Source organism: Paenibacillus tuaregi (assembly GCF_900086655.1).
GTDB lineage: Bacteria > Bacillota > Bacilli > Paenibacillales > Paenibacillaceae > Fontibacillus > Fontibacillus tuaregi.
On the sequence record NZ_LT575476.1, the window covers coordinates 1,842,084 to 1,859,433 of the forward strand.

The following is a 17,350-nucleotide window of genomic DNA, read 5'->3' on the forward strand; positions in this document are numbered from 1 at the left end:
TTTTGTGATATGGCCTTATTTTTTGCTGACCGCCCTCATATAATTATTGAACAGACAAGGATGGATGAGCCGCCTGGCAGTGGACTACAGCGAACTTTAATGATGAGGAGGAGAGAAGATTGGTGAAGATCTCCGATTTCCAGACGAAAGACGTGATCAATGTGATAGACGGCAAAAGGCTCGGTCAGATCAGCGATCTTGAGCTAGACCTGCGGCAGGGGCTCATTGAAGCTATTGTCGTTCCGGGCTACAGCAAGTTTATGGGCTTATTTGGAGGCGGAAATGATATGGTTATCCCGTGGCGGAACATTGTCAAGATCGGCTCTGATGTAGTACTTGTGAAGCTGGATGAGAACAGGATCAAGACCCCGGAGCAGGATAACACGATATATATCGAACATGATCGGCATGAGGGCCGCCGAAGCATATAATATGCAGCAAACGGGTGATTTGCATAAATTATCGGCTTTTTAAGATAAGAAGACCGGTTCATATGGTACACTGGTAAAGGTACCTGAGGTGTTAGGAGGATATGGATATGGAACCGTTTGTTAGGGTAAATATAAATGACGGAGAACCCGAGCGCCTGACGATTCAATCCTGGGAGGATGCTTTCCCCGGTTTGAGTGCCGGGTTCTCAGGGCGAGGCGGTGGGGCTGGGGAAGGGCATTACAGCAGTCTGAACCTGGCCCTCCATGTGGGGGATAACCCTGCTGTAGTTGCGGCAAACCGTGCCAAATTAGCAGAAGCAGCCGGCTTTTCTTTCGAGGCATGGACTTGTGGAGAGCAGGTTCATGATGTCCGGGTTAGTGTAGTTACAGAGAAAGACCGTGGGAAGGGAAGGGCGGACCGATCCAGTGCTTTTCAGTCTACCGACGGGTTGATCACGAATGTGCCCGGCATTATGCTTACGTCTTTTTATGCGGATTGTGTTCCGCTGTACTTCTTTGACCCGGTTAACAGGGCGGTGGGACTTGCTCATGCGGGCTGGAAAGGCACCGTTAGCCAGATTGCGCGGGAAACGATCCAAGCTATGGCAAGCGAGTACGGCAGTGAGCCCCAGCACATCCGCACAGCGATCGGCCCTTCCATCGGGGCTTGCTGTTATGAGGTAGATGAATATGTGATGTCCAAGGTGAGGGATATCGTGCCCGAAGGGGCAGGATCGGGACTGGATCAGGTGGCTGCTCCTTCAACTATTCCGGACCGGAGCATGCTGAACTTGAAAGAACTGAATCGAATCATTATGATTAAAGCAGGAATTTTGCCGAGTCATATCGAATGTACATCTTATTGTACAAGCTGCCGCAGCGACTTGTTCTTCTCTTACCGCAAGGAAAACGGAACAACAGGAAGAATGGCCAGCTGGATTGGCATGAAGGAGAGGTGATCCTTCTATGGGTCTTCAAGAGCGGATTGAGCTGGTGAACCAGCGAATCAGACAGGCTTGCGAACGAAGCGGAAGGCAGCCTGAGGATATTAACATCGTTGCAGTGACCAAATATGTCTCCCTTGAAGCAACCTTAGCGGTGCTTGAAAGCGGGCTACACCATATCGGCGAGAATCGTCTGCAGGTTGCCTTACCCAAATGGGAGGCGATGGACGGCCAAGGCACCTGGCATTTCATTGGTCATCTGCAGACCAACAAAGTCAAGGACGTAATTGGTAAGTTCCAGTACGTTCATTCGCTTGACCGTCTCTCGCTGGCGAAGGAGCTGGAGAAGAAGGCCGCAGCAGCAGATACGGTTATTTATACCTTTGTCCAGGTTAATATATCTGGAGAGGAGACCAAGCATGGACTTGCGCCTGGTGACGTGGAAGGATTCCTGAAGGAAATACGCGGCTTCCCCCATGTTAAGGTGATTGGTCTGATGACCATGGCTCCTTTCGAGGGAGATCCCGAGGATACGCGTCCCATCTTCAGAGGCCTTAGAGAGCTTCGTGATGAGCTCAATCTTAAGTCGTTAACGGACGAGCCGATAACCCATTTATCCATGGGAATGTCCAATGATTTCGAGGTGGCGGTGGAAGAAGGGGCGACATGGCTTCGCCTTGGAACCCTATTAGTGGGTAAAGGAGAGGAGAGTTGATGGGCGTCATGAATAAATTTATGAATTTCTTTGGCCTTCAGGAGGAAGAAGAAATAGTGGAACGGGAGAAGCTTGTGGACCCTGAAGAATCTGAACATGAAACTCCGAGCATCGAAGCACGTAGAAACCAAAGGGGAAGCAATGTAGTTAGCATTCATTCCCAGAAAAATGTGAAGCTGATCTTGAATGAGCCCCGCTCTTACGATGAAGCCCAGGAGATTGCAGACCATCTGCGTTCCCACCGCGCGGTTGTGGTCAATCTGCAGCGTGTCCGCAATGATCAGGCGCTGCGGATTATTGATTTCCTGAGCGGCACGGTGTATGCGCTAAGTGGGAACATTTCCAAAATTGGCGGGAACATCTTTCTGTGCACCCCGGATACGGTCGAAATTCAGGGCTCCATTACTGAAATTTTGGCCGACGAACAAGACTATAACAGAATGAGGTGACCGGAGTTTGAGCAGTTTCGATACGATTATATTTGCGCTGTACCAAATTTATATGTACATGATTATCATCTACATTCTGATGTCATGGGTACCTAATATTAGAGAGAGTTTTATTGGGGATTTACTCGGTAAGCTGGTGGAGCCTTTCCTGGCGCCGTTCCGGCGGTTCATTCCCCCAATTATGGGGATGATTGATATCTCCCCGATTGTGGCCCTGTTCGTGCTGAGGCTTGCCGCTGTGGGTCTGAGCAGTGTGGTTGGATATCTGACAGGAAACAGATAAAATGAAGACGGAAATTTACGCACATTTTAGACCCGAAGAACGGATGTTTGTTGACCGGGCCTGGGAATGGGTGGTTGGCGCAGGGGATTACCATGAAGTCAAGCTGACTGATTTTTTGGACCCCCGTCAAATCTTCATTTTGGATTCACTGGCGAGACGTCATCCCGATGTGACTGTACGTCTGGACGGAGGTTACGAGGGTGCTGAGCGGGTACGAGCTCTTGTTGCCCCGGATTATCGTGATCTCTCCACAGAATCGATGAAGCTTAAAGTTCTAGCCATCAGTTCTTTGGATCAAAAGCTGGACAGCCTGGAACATGGAGATTATATGGGAGCACTTCTATCCCTTGGATTAAAAAGGGACAAGATTGGAGATATTCATGTACTTGAAGACGGTTGCAATGTTATAGTAGCTGAAGAGACTGCTGAATATTTAAGTACCCATCTAAGGCAGGTTCACCGGGTGAATGTCTACACGGAAATCAAGGATTTGGATCAGCTCCGGATTGCAGCCCAGAAGCTGGAGCCGCTGGATTTGACGGTGGCTTCCTTGAGGTTGGACGGGATTGTAAGCGATGCATTCAGGCTCAGCCGCAGCAAGGTGCTGATTCCAATCAAAGCCGGCCGCTGCCGGGTTAATTGGCGGACTGAGGAAGATCCTTCCAAGCCGCTGCAGGAGGGGGACGTTGTATCCCTGCAAGGTTTTGGCCGATTCAAAATTCTTGAGTTGGACGGCGTGACAAAAAAAGGTAGATATCGCGTAAAAATCGGTAAATTTGTGTAGAGTGCAGCAGGATTTCTCTTCATTCTGTCGAATTGGATTACGATAAAATAAGTATAGGCCAGACTTCTGCCTTTTGTTGCTTAAAATTTTTGGGAGGTGCGCAGCATGCCATTAACGCCGCTGGATATACATAATAAGGAGTTCTCTAGGCGTCTTCGCGGCTATGATGAAGATGAGGTGAATGAGTTCCTTGATCAGATTATTAAGGATTACGAGAGCGTCATTCGGGAGAACAAGGATCTTCAGAACCAGCTGCTAACGGTGCAGGAGAAGCTGGACCATTTCGCCAATATTGAAGAGTCGCTGAGCAAGACGATCATCGTTGCCCAGGAGGCGGCGGATGAGGTTCGGACTAACGCGAAGAAGGAAGCTCAGCTTATTATAAAAGAAGCAGAGAAGAACGCAGACCGGATTATTAACGAATCGCTCAGTAAATCCCGCAAGGTAGCACTCGAAGTTGAGGAGCTTAAGAAGCAGGCATCCGTCTACCGTGCCCGTTTCCGTGTTTTGGTTGAAGCCCAGCTTGAGCTGCTCAGCCAAGACGGTTGGGAGTCGCTGGAGGAGGAGGCAGCCAGTCTGCCTGAGCGCGAGGTCCGCGAAGCTTATTAAACGCTTGCCCAGGTTGACATTCCGGGTCAAAACAGGTATAAATATATGCAATGAAACTGTATAATCAAGCTTTTGATGATGGGAACCAGTACGCTGCGCCCTTGATCCCCAGAGAGTCGGCATTTGCTGAAAGCCGATGTTCAGGACCCAGACGGAATATCCTCCCGGAGAAGTTAAGCTGAAGTTTTCGGAATTTGTAGCTTCCGGAAATGCTAAGCTGTACCGGCAGCCGACCGTTATCCCGGCCCCATATGATTCAGTATGGGACTAAGTTGTCAATCTTCCTTCGCATGCCGAAGTAAGGTTGGAACAAGGGTGGTAACGCGAGATCAAGCCTCGTCCCTTTAGGGATGGGCTTTTTTTGTTGTCTTTAATTCGTATTTTGTTCAGGAAAGGAAGCGTCGGTCATGCAAAAAGTAGATGTGAAAGAAAAAGCCCGCGCACGGGAAAAACGGATTTTGGCGAAATGGAACAATGAGGACACGTTCCGTAAAACGATTGAGAACCGGGAAGGCAGACCAAACTATGTATTCTATGAAGGTCCTCCAACAGCAAACGGGAAGCCTCATATCGGGCACGTATTAGGTAGAGTAATTAAGGACTTTATCGGCCGTTATCAGACGATGAACGGGTACCGCGTAGTCCGTAAAGCGGGCTGGGACACGCACGGTCTTCCAGTTGAGCTTGGCGTGGAGAAGCAGCTAGGAATCTCCGGCAAGCAGGAGATCGAGAACTATGGGGTTGAGGAATTCGTCAAGAAATGTAAAGCAAGTGTATTTGAATACGAGAAGCAGTGGAGAGAGCTGACCGAAGCAATCGGTTACTGGACGGATCTGGATAATCCATACATCACGCTGAAGAACAGTTACATTGAGAGCGTATGGAATATTTTGTCCACCATTCACAAGAAGGGTCTTCTCTACCGGGGACATCGCGTAAGCCCGTATTGTCCGGACTGCCAGACCACACTCAGCTCTCACGAGGTGGCCCAGGGTTATGAGGACGTAAAGGATCTTAGTGCGACGGCCAAATTCAAGCTGGTGGACCAGGATGAGTACATTCTGGCCTGGACGACAACACCATGGACACTTCCGGCCAACACCGCACTGGCTGTTAATCCAGAGCTCGATTATGTGCGTGTGAAACAGGATGGGGAAGTTTATATTGTGGCTAAGAGTCTTGCGGAAGGTTTATTCAAAGGTGACTTTGAAGTTCTTTCCACACTAAAAGGTGCTGAGCTGGTCGGCAAGAGCTATAAAGCTCCGTTTGACTATATTCACCCTAAGAATGGTCTCGTTGTTGTGGGAGCCGGTTTCGTTACCGATTCCAGTGGTACGGGGATCGTTCACTTGGCTCCGGCACATGGGGAGGATGACTACCGTACGTGCCGTGAGCATGGTATTGAATTTATCAGCGTCGTAAATCTTCAAGGCAGATATACAGATGTGGTGACTGATCTAGCGGGAAGATTCGTGAAGGACTGTGATTTGGATATCGTGAAGCTGCTGTCGGAGCGAGGTCTCTTGTTCAGCAAAGAGAAGTATGAGCACAGCTATCCGTTCTGCTGGAGATGTAAATCGCCGCTGCTCTATTACGCCATGGACAGCTGGTTCATCAAAACCACTGCGGTGAAGGATCAGTTGATCGCCAACAATAACAGTGTTGACTGGTATCCAGGACACGTCCGCGAGGGCCGTTTCGGTAAGTTCCTGGAGGATCTCGTAGACTGGAACATCAGCCGGAACCGGTATTGGGGTACACCGCTTAATGTTTGGGTCTGCGATAAGACCGGCAAGGAGTTCGCGCCTGCAAGCATTGCTGAGCTGCGTGAGCATGCCATCGGCGAGGTGCCAGAAGACATTGAGCTTCATAAGCCGTATGTGGATGAGATTAAACTGAAGTCCCCATTCCATGAAGATGGAGTGATGACACGGACACCTGAGGTTATTGACGTCTGGTTCGACAGCGGCTCGATGCCATTCGCCCAGCAGCATTATCCTTTTGAGAATGAACAGGAATTTTCGGAGCAGTATCCAGCAGACATGATCTGTGAGGGAATTGACCAGACCCGCGGCTGGTTCTACAGCCTGCTTGCAGTGTCCACCTTGTTTACGGGCAAAGCACCTTATAAAGCGGTGATTGCAACGGGACACATCTTGGATGAGAACGGGCAGAAGATGTCCAAGTCGAAAGGCAATGTCATCGATCCTTGGGACATCATCGAAGAGTATGGCACCGATGCGTTCCGCTGGGCGCTCCTGTCGGACAGCGCGCCTTGGAATAGTAAACGGTTCTCTAAGGGGATTGTGGCCGAGGCCAAATCCAAGGTCGTGGATACTCTGGTTAACACCCATGCGTTCCTTACCCTGTATGCGAACATCGATGGTTATCGTCCGGAGGAGCATCCGCATCGCGCTTCTGAGAACAAGCTGGACAAATGGATTCTGTCCCGTCTGAACAGCCTGATCCTGATTGTGGATAAGGGCTTGTCGGTCAATGACTTCCTGAATCCGGCCAAAGCGATCGAGCAGTTCGTGGATGAGCTGAGCAACTGGTATATCCGCCGCTCGCGTGACCGGTTCTGGGGAAGCGGACTTAGTGAAGACAAGCTGAGCGCTTATCAGACCTTGACCCATGTTCTGGTCACTATGGCCAAGTTAACCGCGCCGTATACACCGCTCCTCTCCGAAGATATTTACACCAATCTTAGCGGAGAGCTGGAGAGTGTTCATCTGGCCGACTATCCGAAGGCGGATGAGTCCCTGATCGATAAGCAGCTGGAGCAGGATATGGAGAGTGCCCGTCAAATTGTGGAGCTTGCCCGTAACGTGCGTAATGAGACAGGCATCAAGACGCGTCAGCCTCTCTCCGAACTGATCATTTCGATTGATCATGCGTTTGAAGTTGCGGATTATGAGGAGATCATCAAAGAAGAGATCAACGTGAAGCGTATTGAGCTTGAGCAAAGCGACAGCGGGTTCGTTGATTTCACCTTGAAGATGAATTTAAAAGTCGCCGGTAAGAAGTACGGAAAGAATATCGGATTCCTTCAAGGCTATCTTAAAGGCTTGGCTGCCGAGGATACCCGCCGGATCGTCGAAAGCGGCGTGCTGAACATTACCTCTCCAGAAGGTGAGGAGCTTGAAATTACCGCTGACGAGCTTCTGATTGAGAAGCAGGCGAAGCCTGGATTCGCATCCGCGTCAGGTTATGGCATCACCGTAGCCCTGAATACAGAGATTACGCCGGAGCTGGAGCAGGAGGGCTGGGTGCGCGAGGTCGTGCGCGCGGTTCAAGATACCCGCAAAAAGCTGGACCTGCCGATTGAAAAGCGGGTACAGCTTACGCTTGAAGTAGACGACGAGCTGAAGGCCGCAATCACCGCATTTGAACATGTGCTGAGAGAGAATGTCCTGGTTACCGAGGTAACTTTTGGCGCACATGAACAGTCCGAGAAGATTGATCTGGGCACGAAGCAGATCGGTGTTATTATTGCATAGTAAAAAAATATAGCATGGGACCCTGTTTCCGGGGCCATACTAAATAGCAAAAATAACAAACGAGCTTTAGCCTTTCTCCAGCTGGGAGAAGGGCGGGCTCGTTTGTATTTTGAATGAATGCTGATTTATATAAAACGAACTTATGAAGGTTACCTTTTAGGGGCGCTGCGATGCCGAGTGTTCTTTAAGGCCGCTGTTGTCTCCGAAAAGCTTGAACTAGATATCCAAGTAGGGGCATTTCGGAGACAGAGGCGGACGCTCCGCTTCTTCAGAATCACTCGGCCTCTCCGCTGAGAGAGGTTAATTTTTAAAGTTTGTTTTATATAGTTAGCGATTGAGCTGCATCATGAAAGGGCGGAACAGGTCAATGATACACCGTAAGAGGGTGAAAGAAGAAGTAAAAGCTCTAAATGCACGCACACAGGTTCCACCTGAAGCTTCTGTGCTGAATGGAACGATGGATGAGAAGATAAATGCGATGTATAAGCTCACCTTGTTCTGGTCCCATGAGCTGGAGAAGTCGAGAATTATGGAATACACCCAGCTTATGGTCAGGCCCTGGAGACTGATTTGGTTAAATATACTGTCCGGCACCTCACGGGGCATCGGAATTGCCGTTGGATTTACTTTTTTTGCGGCAACCATCATTTACTTCCTTCAGGTGCTTGGCGCATTAAACCTGCCGATTGTTGGGGATTACATTGCGGACATCGTCAGAATTGTCCAGCGGCAGCTTGAGCTTAATACTCGTTAGAGCCCGTGCCCAGCGAATCCTCGGACTCCAAATGACGGGTGCTGCTCATATGTTTGCGGTATACCCCGTTGCGGTAAAAGAACACTTGGGTGCCGGTAATATCTGTGGCAACAAAGCTTTCATAAGGCTCTACGAACCCATCCAGCTCATTTGACGCTTCGATTTCCATGTCGTTATAATCATCAATTTCATTATCTTCTGCCATGGCCGGACTGTTGGAGGTTCCAAAGCTCTCGACGATTTGCCAGGCGTCTTCCCCATCAAACCCGTTCTGGTCATCATGTTCATCCATACTGGTCCGGCCAAACGGCGGGTACAGAAATTCTTCTTCGATCGGACGTTTGCTGGAAACCTCCCGCTGTGGGGTATGCTCGATGCAGTAAGCTGTCTCAGGCACCGCGTTTAAACGCTCGTAGGATATAGGCTGTCCGCAGGTAATACAGGTGCCATAGCTGCCGTCCTGCATTCTCTCGAGCGCTGCATCAACACGGTCAAGCAGAAGCTCGCTGTGTTCGGCTAGAGCCAAATCCTTGCCACGCTCGAATACTTCTGTTCCCAAATCACCCGGATGATTGTCGTAAAAAGATAATTCGTCTATGTTCTCCCGGGTGGTGGCGGCCATGCCATAGTGCTCATTATAGGCGAGACGGGTCTCAATGTCCTCCCGCTGTTCCCGTAATCGGTGCTCCAGTTGCTGAAGCTGTTCACTGCTTAGATGAGACATAGGGATTCTCCTTTCCGCATACACATGTTGAGAATTTTCGCTTTCCTGTAGGTTGTGCAGAAGTCTGGGGTTTTAGCGAAGGAAAATCCTATCGTTCATGGACGGCTTCTTTCCCGCTGTGCTACAATATACAAGGCTGAATAGTGGTTAAATCTGCTGGATGAATTGGCGGATGATATCAAAAACGGGGTGACGAATGGCAGTGATTTATTACTTGATTGCGCTAATTGTATTTCTGATTGACCAGGGAACCAAATATATCATAGCAACCAAATTGCAGCTGAATGAGCTAATTCCTGTAATTGGGGATTTTTTTGTGATCACCTCACACCGGAATCGGGGAGCGGCATTTGGGATTCTTGAGAACCAGCGCTGGTTCTTCATTGTAATTACAGTTATCGTTGTGCTTGCTATCGTGTGGTATATGCAGAAAATTAAGGGTAACGCCAACAAGCTGCTGCCTACAGCGCTGGCTTTAGTGCTTGGCGGCGCGATTGGAAATTTCCTGGACCGTGCGCTGAATGGGGAAGTAGTGGATTTTCTGATGTTTAATTTCGGAAGCTACACGTTCCCGATCTTCAATATTGCCGATTCCTGTATCGTTGTCGGGGTGGCATTGATTGTGCTTGACTCGTTCCTGGATATGGGAAGACAGAAGAAAAAAGAGGCAGAGGCAGGGAGCGAACAGACTTCATGAATGAAACTTTAGAGTGGACGGTTGAAGCCGAATCGGCCAAAGAACGAATAGATAAGTATGTTAAAGAATGTCTGACTGAGGATTATTCGAGAAGCCAGATTCAGCTTTGGATTGAGGAAGGCCATGTGGTGGTTAACGGGGCGCCGGTGAAATCCAACTATAAGCTGGCACAGGGCGATCTGGTCAGCGTTACGATCCCTGAACCCAGCACCGTGGAGCTTGTGCCCGAGGACATTCCGCTGGATGTATACTTTGAGGATTCCGATGTCATTGTGGTGAACAAGCCCCGCGGCATGGTCGTACATCCTGCACCTGGCCATTCTTCGGGAACCTTGGTGAATGCGCTCATGTATCACTGCAAGGACCTTTCCGGGATTAACGGAGAGCTTAGACCAGGCATTGTGCACCGTATCGACAAGGATACGTCAGGCCTGCTCATGGCTGCCAAGAACGACAAGGCCCATGCCTCGCTTGCAGCGCAGCTGAAGGACCACTCGGTTACGCGCAAGTACTTCGCTCTCGTTCACGGGAATGTGGTCCATGACCAGGGAACAGTGGATGCGCCGATTGGCCGTGACCCGCATGACCGCAAGATGTTTACGGTCACCGAGCGGAACAGCAAGACGGCCGTGACCCATTTTCAAGTTGTGGAAAGATTCGGGGATTACACCTTGCTCGAGCTGAAGCTTGAGACGGGGCGAACCCACCAGATCCGGGTACATATGAAATTTATTGAGCACCCGCTTGTGGGCGACCCGATGTATGGGAGAAGCAAAGGCATTAAAATGAATGGACAAGCCCTTCATGCGGCGGTACTAGGATTTGTTCATCCTTCCTCTGGCGAGTACAAAGAGTTCAATGCCCCGATTCCTGGTGATATGGAAGAGCTGTTGATTTCGCTGCGGAACAGATAAGGAATCACTATGTACGTTTAGATTCAGGTTTGCATTGTCACGAATACAAGGCATCACAGGACACGTGTTTCAAGCTTCCGGCATTAACAACCGGAGCAGGGTGTTCTGGATGCTTTTTTTGTTGTGTTTAAAATTGGCTAAGGTGATCACACATAGGTTTACACATTTTGGGGGGAGAGGTCAAAGCGTTTTTAGTGAAAAACTATATTTTGCTAGATAGCCAGATAGGAATTACCTTATTGGAGAATCCTTTAGCTAAGCGAATGACGGAACCATTGCATAAGGAGGGCTAGGGCTTAGCGCAACTCTGCTCGGAAATGCATGGGACTGGCGTGTCCGAGACGTGCGGTTAAATAGTACAAACGTTCTGACGGAAAATCCATTGTGTTCATCCGGGATTTGCAGCATATTTAGACATAGATTTAGTTAAGGAGATGGACTTAAACATGAGTATTGAACAATATCAAACAACGTATATTCAAACCAATTTTGCAGACCGGATTGGCGGAGCGAATTACGGCAAAGATACCGCCATTTATAAATTTGAGAAGATTAAGCGTGCAAAGGCTGCGGCCAAAAAAGACTTTCCTGATGTTGAGCTTATTGACATGGGGGTCGGTGAACCGGATGAGATGGCGGATGCGGGCATCGTGGCCAAGCTTGCGGAAGAGGCGGCCAAACCGGAGAACCGAGGGTATGCGGACAACGGCATCGCCGAGTTCAAGGAGGCTGCTGCCAAATACCTGAAAGAAGTATTTAGCGTGGACGGTATTGATCCTGTGACTGAAATTGTGCACTCGATTGGTTCCAAGCCGGCACTAGCCATGCTGCCTTCCTGCTTCATCAACCCGGGCGATGTCACTATAATGACCGTTCCCGGCTATCCTATACTTGGCACCCATACCAAGTATCTGGGAGGGGAAGTATACAACGTTCAGCTTACAGAGGAGAATAATTTCCTCCCGGACCTTTCCTCCATTCCGGAAGAAATCAGCCGCCGGGCCAAGCTGCTGTATCTGAATTACCCGAACAACCCTACAGGCGCAAGTGCCACTCCCGAGTTCTTTGCAGAGGTTGTGGCTTGGGCTAAAAAATACAATGTGGTAGTTGTACATGACGCACCTTACGCTGCCCTGACATACGATGGTCTTAAGCCGCTCAGTTTCCTGTCGGTGCCGGGGGCCAAGGACGTTGGTATCGAACTTCACTCCCTCTCGAAGTCCTATAACATGACTGGTTGGAGAATCGGATTTGTAGCTGGTAATCCACTTGTGGTTAAGGCATTCAGTGATGTGAAGGACAACAATGATTCCGGTCAATTCATCGCGATTCAAAAGGCTGCTGCTTACGGTCTTGCGAATCCGGGGATCACAGAGAAAATTGCGGAGAAATACTCCCGCCGTCATGATATGCTGGTGTCGGCCCTGAATGAGCTTGGCTTCAAGGCCAAGAAGCCTAAGGGTTCATTCTTCCTGTATGTAGCCGCTCCTAAAGGCGTAGAGGGAGGACCTCGCTTTGAAAGCGGAGAAGCCTTCTCCCAATACCTCATTCGTGAGAAGCTGATTTCCACGGTACCTTGGGATGATGCCGGTGCGTTTGTTCGCTTCTCCGTGACCTTCATTGCTGCAGGCGAGGAAGAGGAGAAGCGGGTCATTTCCGAAATTAAACGTCGTTTGGGCGACGTGAAGTTTGAATTTTAAGTGAATAAGAAACTGGAAGCCACCGTTTAGTGACGGTGGCTTTTTGTCATTCCAATATGCTTAAAAGATGAGTTTAAGGCTGTACCAAATTAGAAATCATGATTTTTATATGTGGATATTTATGCAACAATAACGTATAATTATAAATATGAATGAAAGAAGCTTAACCTCCTCTTGCAGGGAGGAGACCGATTAATGACAATAATCGACATGATTTGTATTTCCCCGCCTTGACAGGCTCCCGGTGTTCTGTCATAATTCATGTAAATCAATAGCACCTTTAAATCAGTCCCGTGAGGCTGGCAAGGTAACGTGAATGAGGTTTTATTCGGAATGGATAAACACCGCGCTGCGGCGCAGGTGCCCCTTCCTTATAACCTGTGACAGTCATGCTCTGTGTGCAGACATGACTCGGAACTCCTTGCCTGGAACTGGGCAAGGAGTTTTTTTGTTGCTCTTCACGGAACCTGATGAATCTGATCATTAGGAGGCTAATCTGTGAGTATGGAATTACAACATGTCATTATGGACGAAATTGCAATCCGGCGGGCGCTGACGAGAATTGCTCATGAGATTCTTGAGAAGAACAAAGGTATCGATGGCTGTGTCTTGGTAGGTATCCGCACACGCGGTGTGTATCTGGCGAAGCGGATTGCCGAGAGACTGGAAGAGATTGAAGGCACGCCGGTTCCTTGGGGAGAGATCGATGTTACCCAGTATCGGGATGACAGATCTGCCCCTAGCGGGAAGAATGAATCCTTGGGGCAGCAGCTGAACGGTCAGACCATTCAAGGCAAGAAGGTTATTCTGTGCGACGATGTGCTCTATACAGGCAGAACGATCCGGGCGGCGATGGATGCGCTGATGGACTGTGGACGGCCTGAATCCATTCAGCTCGCTGTTCTGGCGGACCGGGGACACCGGGAGCTGCCAATCCGGGCTGATTATATCGGGAAGAACGTGCCGACCTCCAGAGCGGAGGAAATCGAAGTGCACCTGAAAGAGTTCGACGGAGTGGATCAAGTGAGAATTTTACAGCAGCGGGAGGACATCTAATCATGACCATTTCCATGTCGGCAGTGAAGGAGCGCAGCCTGCTTGGCCTTAAGGACTTAAGCCGGGATGAAATATCTTCAATCCTGGACCGGGCAGCTTACTGGGCTAACCAGCAGGAGAAGATGATACCGGTACTGGAGAATCGGTTTGTCGCGAACATGTTTTTTGAGAACAGCACACGCACCCGTTTTTCTTTTGAAATGGCCGAGAAGCGTCTTGGTGCACAGGTGCTCAATTTCGCTGCAGCGGCCTCAAGTGTGGAGAAGGGCGAATCGATCTACGACACTGTACGAACCCTCGAATCCATGGGGATCGATGCCGGAGTGATCCGGCTGAAGCCCATCGGTCTGCTGGCTGAGCTGGCTGAGCGGGTCAAGGTTCCGCTGGTCAATGCCGGAGACGGCAACAATGAGCATCCGACCCAGGCACTGCTTGATTTATACACGATGAAACAGCATTTTGGTGAACTGAAGGGGCTGAGAGTGTCCATCATTGGCGATATTATTCAAAGCCGGGTGGCAAGATCGAACTTATGGGCTCTTCAAAAATTCGGCGCCAATGTGAAGTTCTGTGCTCCAGCCAATATGCAGGCACCTGAGCTTGCTGAGCATGCACCTTATGTATCTATGGAAGAAGCGCTAAAAGCTGATGTGGTGATGATGCTCCGTGTCCAACTGGAACGTCATGCCGAAGGTATGCTGAAGTCTCCAGAACAGTATCGTTTGCAGTACGGGCTCACGGAAGAGAGAGCCGCTAAGCTTGAGCCAGGAGCAATTATCATGCATCCGGCTCCTGTGAACCGGAACGTTGAGATTGATGACAGCCTGGTGGAGAGTGAGAAATCCCGTATTTTCACCCAAATGGCAAACGGGGTTCCGATCCGCATGGCGGTTATGGAACGTGCAATGAAATTGTAACGGCAAAAGCCTAAAACGATATGATACAAAGAGGGAAAATAAGCGGAGGTCATCATGGAGCTAATAATTAAAAATGCAAATATCGTAGGTACGGACGGCAAGCTTGAACTGAAGAACATCGTGGTTGCCGGGGGAGTCATTCAGCAGATTATGGATGCATCTGAACAGGCAGCCCTGGAGGATGCGCAAGTGATAGATGCTCAAGGCAAGCTGGTATCCGCAGGGTTCATTGATATGCATGTTCACCTTAGAGAGCCGGGCTTTGAATATAAAGAAACGATCGAGACTGGGGCACGCTCAGCGGCTAAAGGCGGATTCACCACCATCGCCTGCATGCCCAATACAAGACCGGTAACTGATAATCCGGAGACGGTAAAGCTGGTGCTGGACAGAGCCAAGGAAGCGGATTTGGTTCATGTCCTTCCCTATGCGGCCATTACAAAGAGTGAACTGGGCCGCGAGCTTACCGACTTCCCGGCGCTTAAAGAGTCTGGGGCTATCGGATTCACCGATGACGGAGTCGGCGTGCAAAGCGCTCAAATGATGAAGGACGCTATGAAATGGGCTGCTGAGCTGGGTATGCCGGTCATCGCCCATTGTGAAGACAATACCTTGGTGGAAGGAGCCCCGGTTGCTGAAGGTGAATTTGCCAGAAAGCATGGGCTCAAAGGAATTCCAAACGAATCCGAGGCGATTCATGTCGGACGTGACATTCTGCTGGCTGAAGCGACTGGCGTACATTACCATGTCTGCCACGTGAGCACGGAGCAATCGATCCGCCTGATCCGGCAGGCCAAGGAAATCGGAGTCAAGGTGACCGCTGAGGTCTGCCCTCATCACCTGATCCTCTCAGAAGAGGACATTCCGGGACTGGATGCCAATTGGAAAATGAACCCGCCGCTGCGCTCCCGCCGCGACGTGGAGGCCTGCATTAAGGCCGTGGAGGACGGTACGATCGACATTATCGTCACCGACCACGCCCCTCACAGTGAGGAAGAGAAAGAACGTGGCATGCAGCTTGCCCCGTTCGGAATCGTGGGCTTCGAGACTGCGTTCCCGCTGCTCTACACCAAGTTCGTCGCCACCGGCAAATGGCCGCTGGCCCAGCTTATTCAGCGGATGACCGCTGACCCGGCCCGGGTGTTCGGCCTGGCGGCCGGCAAGCTTGAGCCTGGCGCTCCAGCTGATCTGACGATCGTGGACCTCGAGACCGAGAGAGCCGTAGACCCGTCGACCTTCGCGTCGAAGGGCCGCAACACCCCTTTTACCGATTGGAAGCTTAAGGGCTGGCCTGTCGCTACCATCGTAAGCGGCAAAGTAGTCTGGTCCGAGTAAGCAAGTATAGATACAAGTATAGATAGAAGTAATGCTCGAAAGAGCAGCGAATCCCGCAGGGAGAGCGCACGGAGCACGAAGCAGCACCAAAACGCACGCCCGTAGCCCCCAGGGCTCTGCTCGAAAGAGCAGCGATTCCCACAGGGAGAGCGCACCGAGCACGAAGCAGCACCAAATCGTGCCAAGGGCAGCACCACGAACCCATGCTTTTCCAAATCAAAGGAGCACTGAAGTAAAGCGGGTCCCGCAGGGACGGCAAGCGCTCCTACTACCAACAGCAGCAAGGAAGCACACTCTAAATCCTTCGCCAAACTTTCGGGTGTCCAGAGGGCAAAGCCCTTGGGGCCCTCCCTTCCAGGGAGGGTTTGGGAGGGTAATCTAATATGGGAGATGATATCGCAATGCAGGCTAGATTATTGCTCGAAGACGGCACTTTATTCACTGGCAAATCTTTTGGAGCCGAGGTTGAAAAGACCGGTGAAGTAGTATTCAATACAGGAATCACCGGATATCAGGAAGTTCTGTCGGACCCGTCCTACTGTGGACAAATCGTAACGATGACCTATCCGCTAATCGGCAACTACGGGATCACGCGGGATGACTTTGAATCTGTCGCCCCATCGATCCACGGTTTTGTCGTACGCCGTTATGAACCGGTGCCGAGCAACTGGCGTGCCCAGACCAGCATTGGTGACCTGCTTAAGGAGTATGGCATTCCTGGAATAAGCGATATTGATACCCGCATGCTGACCCGGATCATCCGCCATCACGGAACGATGAAGGGGATACTTACGACTTCCTCCAAATCGCTTGAAGAGCTTCAAGAGATGATTAAAGCAACGAGCATCAACGAACTTAGAAATCAAGTGGCTCGTACGTCCACTAACCATATATACAGCAGCCCAGGAGCCAAAGAGCGCATTGTCCTGGTGGATTTTGGCGCCAAGAGCGGAATCCTTCGCGAGCTGACCAAGCGGGGCTGCGATGTGATCGTGGTGCCGCATGACACGACAGCAGAGGAGATCCGTCAGCTTCATCCTGACGGCATCCAGCTCTCCAACGGCCCTGGGGATCCGAAAGATGTGCCATATGCCGTGAAAATGGTATCCGAGCTGCTCGGCGAATATCCGATCTTCGGCATCTGTCTGGGACACCAGCTGTTCGCGCTGGCCTGCGGAGCGGATACGGAAAGCCTGAAATTCGGCCACCGTGGCGGCAACCATCCGGTCAAGGAGCTGGAATCCGGACGCTGCTATATCACTTCGCAGAACCATGGTTACACCGTAACCGAGTCTTCCATTGCTGGAACGGAGCTGGAAGTCACTCATATCAACAATAACGATAAGACCATCGAAGGTCTTAAGCATACGAAATACCCTGCCTTCTCGGTGCAGTACCACCCGGAGGCCGCACCAGGCCCTTACGACAACAGCTATCTGTTTGACCGGTTCCTGGAAATGATCCGCAACTACAAACAAGAGAATCCACAAAAACCACGCCAGGCCCTGATCATGGCAGCAGCGAAAGGAGCTCGTTAA

17 protein-coding genes and 1 other annotated feature are annotated in these 17,350 nt (G+C 50.4%); of the genes, 16 read left to right on the forward strand and 1 reads right to left on the reverse strand.

From position 1 onward, the window contains the following. The first annotated feature begins 122 nt into the window (after positions 1-122). From BN6628_RS08255 to BN6628_RS08295, 9 genes are all read left to right on the forward strand, one after another. On the forward strand, positions 123-431 hold the full coding sequence (locus BN6628_RS08255) for a YlmC/YmxH family sporulation protein (RefSeq protein WP_068622101.1): 309 nt from the start codon (positions 123-125) through the stop codon (positions 429-431). A gap of 107 nt (positions 432-538) precedes the next feature. Then, entirely contained in the window at positions 539-1,390 is an 852-nt protein-coding gene (gene pgeF / locus BN6628_RS08260; protein ID WP_068616384.1) for a peptidoglycan editing factor PgeF, read from the forward strand. Positions 1,391-1,397: 7 nt separating this feature from the next. Beyond that, positions 1,398-2,090, forward strand: coding sequence for a YggS family pyridoxal phosphate-dependent enzyme (locus BN6628_RS08265; RefSeq protein WP_068616387.1), 693 nt, complete (start codon positions 1,398-1,400; stop codon positions 2,088-2,090). Beyond that, the gene (locus tag BN6628_RS08270) at positions 2,090-2,539 is read left to right on the forward strand and encodes a cell division protein SepF (protein ID WP_068616389.1); all 450 of its coding nucleotides are present in this window, start codon (positions 2,090-2,092) and stop codon (positions 2,537-2,539) included. Before BN6628_RS08265 ends, BN6628_RS08270 begins: the two co-directional genes overlap by 1 nt. A 7-nt stretch (positions 2,540-2,546) precedes the next feature. Next, on the forward strand, positions 2,547-2,822 hold the full coding sequence (locus BN6628_RS08275) for a YggT family protein (protein ID WP_262363149.1): 276 nt from the start codon (positions 2,547-2,549) through the stop codon (positions 2,820-2,822). 1 nt (position 2,823) lies between these two features. Next, positions 2,824-3,606 carry a YlmH family RNA-binding protein gene (locus tag BN6628_RS08280; RefSeq protein ID WP_068616391.1) on the forward strand — a complete coding sequence of 261 codons (783 nt, stop codon included), beginning with the start codon at positions 2,824-2,826 and terminating at the stop codon, positions 3,604-3,606. Positions 3,607-3,711: 105 nt separating this feature from the next. Beyond that, a complete protein-coding gene (locus tag BN6628_RS08285; protein WP_068616394.1) occupies positions 3,712-4,215 on the forward strand; it encodes a DivIVA domain-containing protein in 504 nt (167 codons plus the stop codon). Positions 4,216-4,281: 66 nt separating this feature from the next. Further along, positions 4,282-4,562: a binding site (T-box leader), on the forward strand. A 60-nt stretch (positions 4,563-4,622) separates the two neighbouring features. Further along, positions 4,623-7,715 (forward strand): isoleucine--tRNA ligase, encoded by a 3,093-nt coding sequence (ileS, locus tag BN6628_RS08290; RefSeq protein ID WP_068616397.1) that lies wholly within the window; start codon positions 4,623-4,625, stop codon positions 7,713-7,715. A 457-nt stretch (positions 7,716-8,172) separates the two neighbouring features. Further along, entirely contained in the window at positions 8,173-8,469 is a 297-nt protein-coding gene (locus BN6628_RS08295) for a DUF5665 domain-containing protein (RefSeq protein WP_082927094.1), read from the forward strand. Here the strand turns inward: BN6628_RS08295 and BN6628_RS08300 are convergent. Beyond that, positions 8,456-9,193, reverse strand: coding sequence for a TraR/DksA C4-type zinc finger protein (locus BN6628_RS08300; RefSeq protein WP_068616399.1), 738 nt, complete (start codon positions 9,191-9,193; stop codon positions 8,456-8,458). The two genes, BN6628_RS08295 and BN6628_RS08300, sit on opposite strands and share 14 nt — an antisense overlap. A 202-nt stretch (positions 9,194-9,395) precedes the next feature. Here BN6628_RS08300 and lspA point away from each other — a divergent pair, with 202 nt between their 5' ends. From lspA to carA, 7 genes are all read left to right on the forward strand, one after another. Continuing rightward, complete coding sequence (gene lspA / locus BN6628_RS08305; protein WP_068622106.1) at positions 9,396-9,890, forward strand: signal peptidase II; 495 nt, start codon at positions 9,396-9,398, stop codon at positions 9,888-9,890. After that, positions 9,887-10,804 carry an RluA family pseudouridine synthase gene (locus tag BN6628_RS08310; protein WP_068616402.1) on the forward strand — a complete coding sequence of 306 codons (918 nt, stop codon included), beginning with the start codon at positions 9,887-9,889 and terminating at the stop codon, positions 10,802-10,804. Before lspA ends, BN6628_RS08310 begins: the two co-directional genes overlap by 4 nt. A 446-nt stretch (positions 10,805-11,250) precedes the next feature. Next, positions 11,251-12,504, forward strand: a complete 1,254-nt coding sequence (locus BN6628_RS08315; RefSeq protein WP_068616404.1) for an LL-diaminopimelate aminotransferase — start codon at positions 11,251-11,253, stop codon at positions 12,502-12,504. A gap of 504 nt (positions 12,505-13,008) precedes the next feature. Beyond that, positions 13,009-13,560, forward strand: a complete 552-nt coding sequence (pyrR, locus tag BN6628_RS08320) for a bifunctional pyr operon transcriptional regulator/uracil phosphoribosyltransferase PyrR (RefSeq protein WP_187386166.1) — start codon at positions 13,009-13,011, stop codon at positions 13,558-13,560. 2 nt (positions 13,561-13,562) lie between these two features. Beyond that, positions 13,563-14,477, forward strand: coding sequence for an aspartate carbamoyltransferase catalytic subunit (locus tag BN6628_RS08325; RefSeq protein WP_068616409.1), 915 nt, complete (start codon positions 13,563-13,565; stop codon positions 14,475-14,477). A 54-nt stretch (positions 14,478-14,531) separates the two neighbouring features. Then, a complete protein-coding gene (locus BN6628_RS08330) occupies positions 14,532-15,812 on the forward strand; it encodes a dihydroorotase (RefSeq protein WP_068616412.1) in 1,281 nt (426 codons plus the stop codon). Between the two features lie 401 nt (positions 15,813-16,213). Continuing rightward, positions 16,214-17,350 carry a glutamine-hydrolyzing carbamoyl-phosphate synthase small subunit gene (gene carA, locus BN6628_RS08335; RefSeq protein WP_068622107.1) on the forward strand — a complete coding sequence of 379 codons (1,137 nt, stop codon included), beginning with the start codon at positions 16,214-16,216 and terminating at the stop codon, positions 17,348-17,350.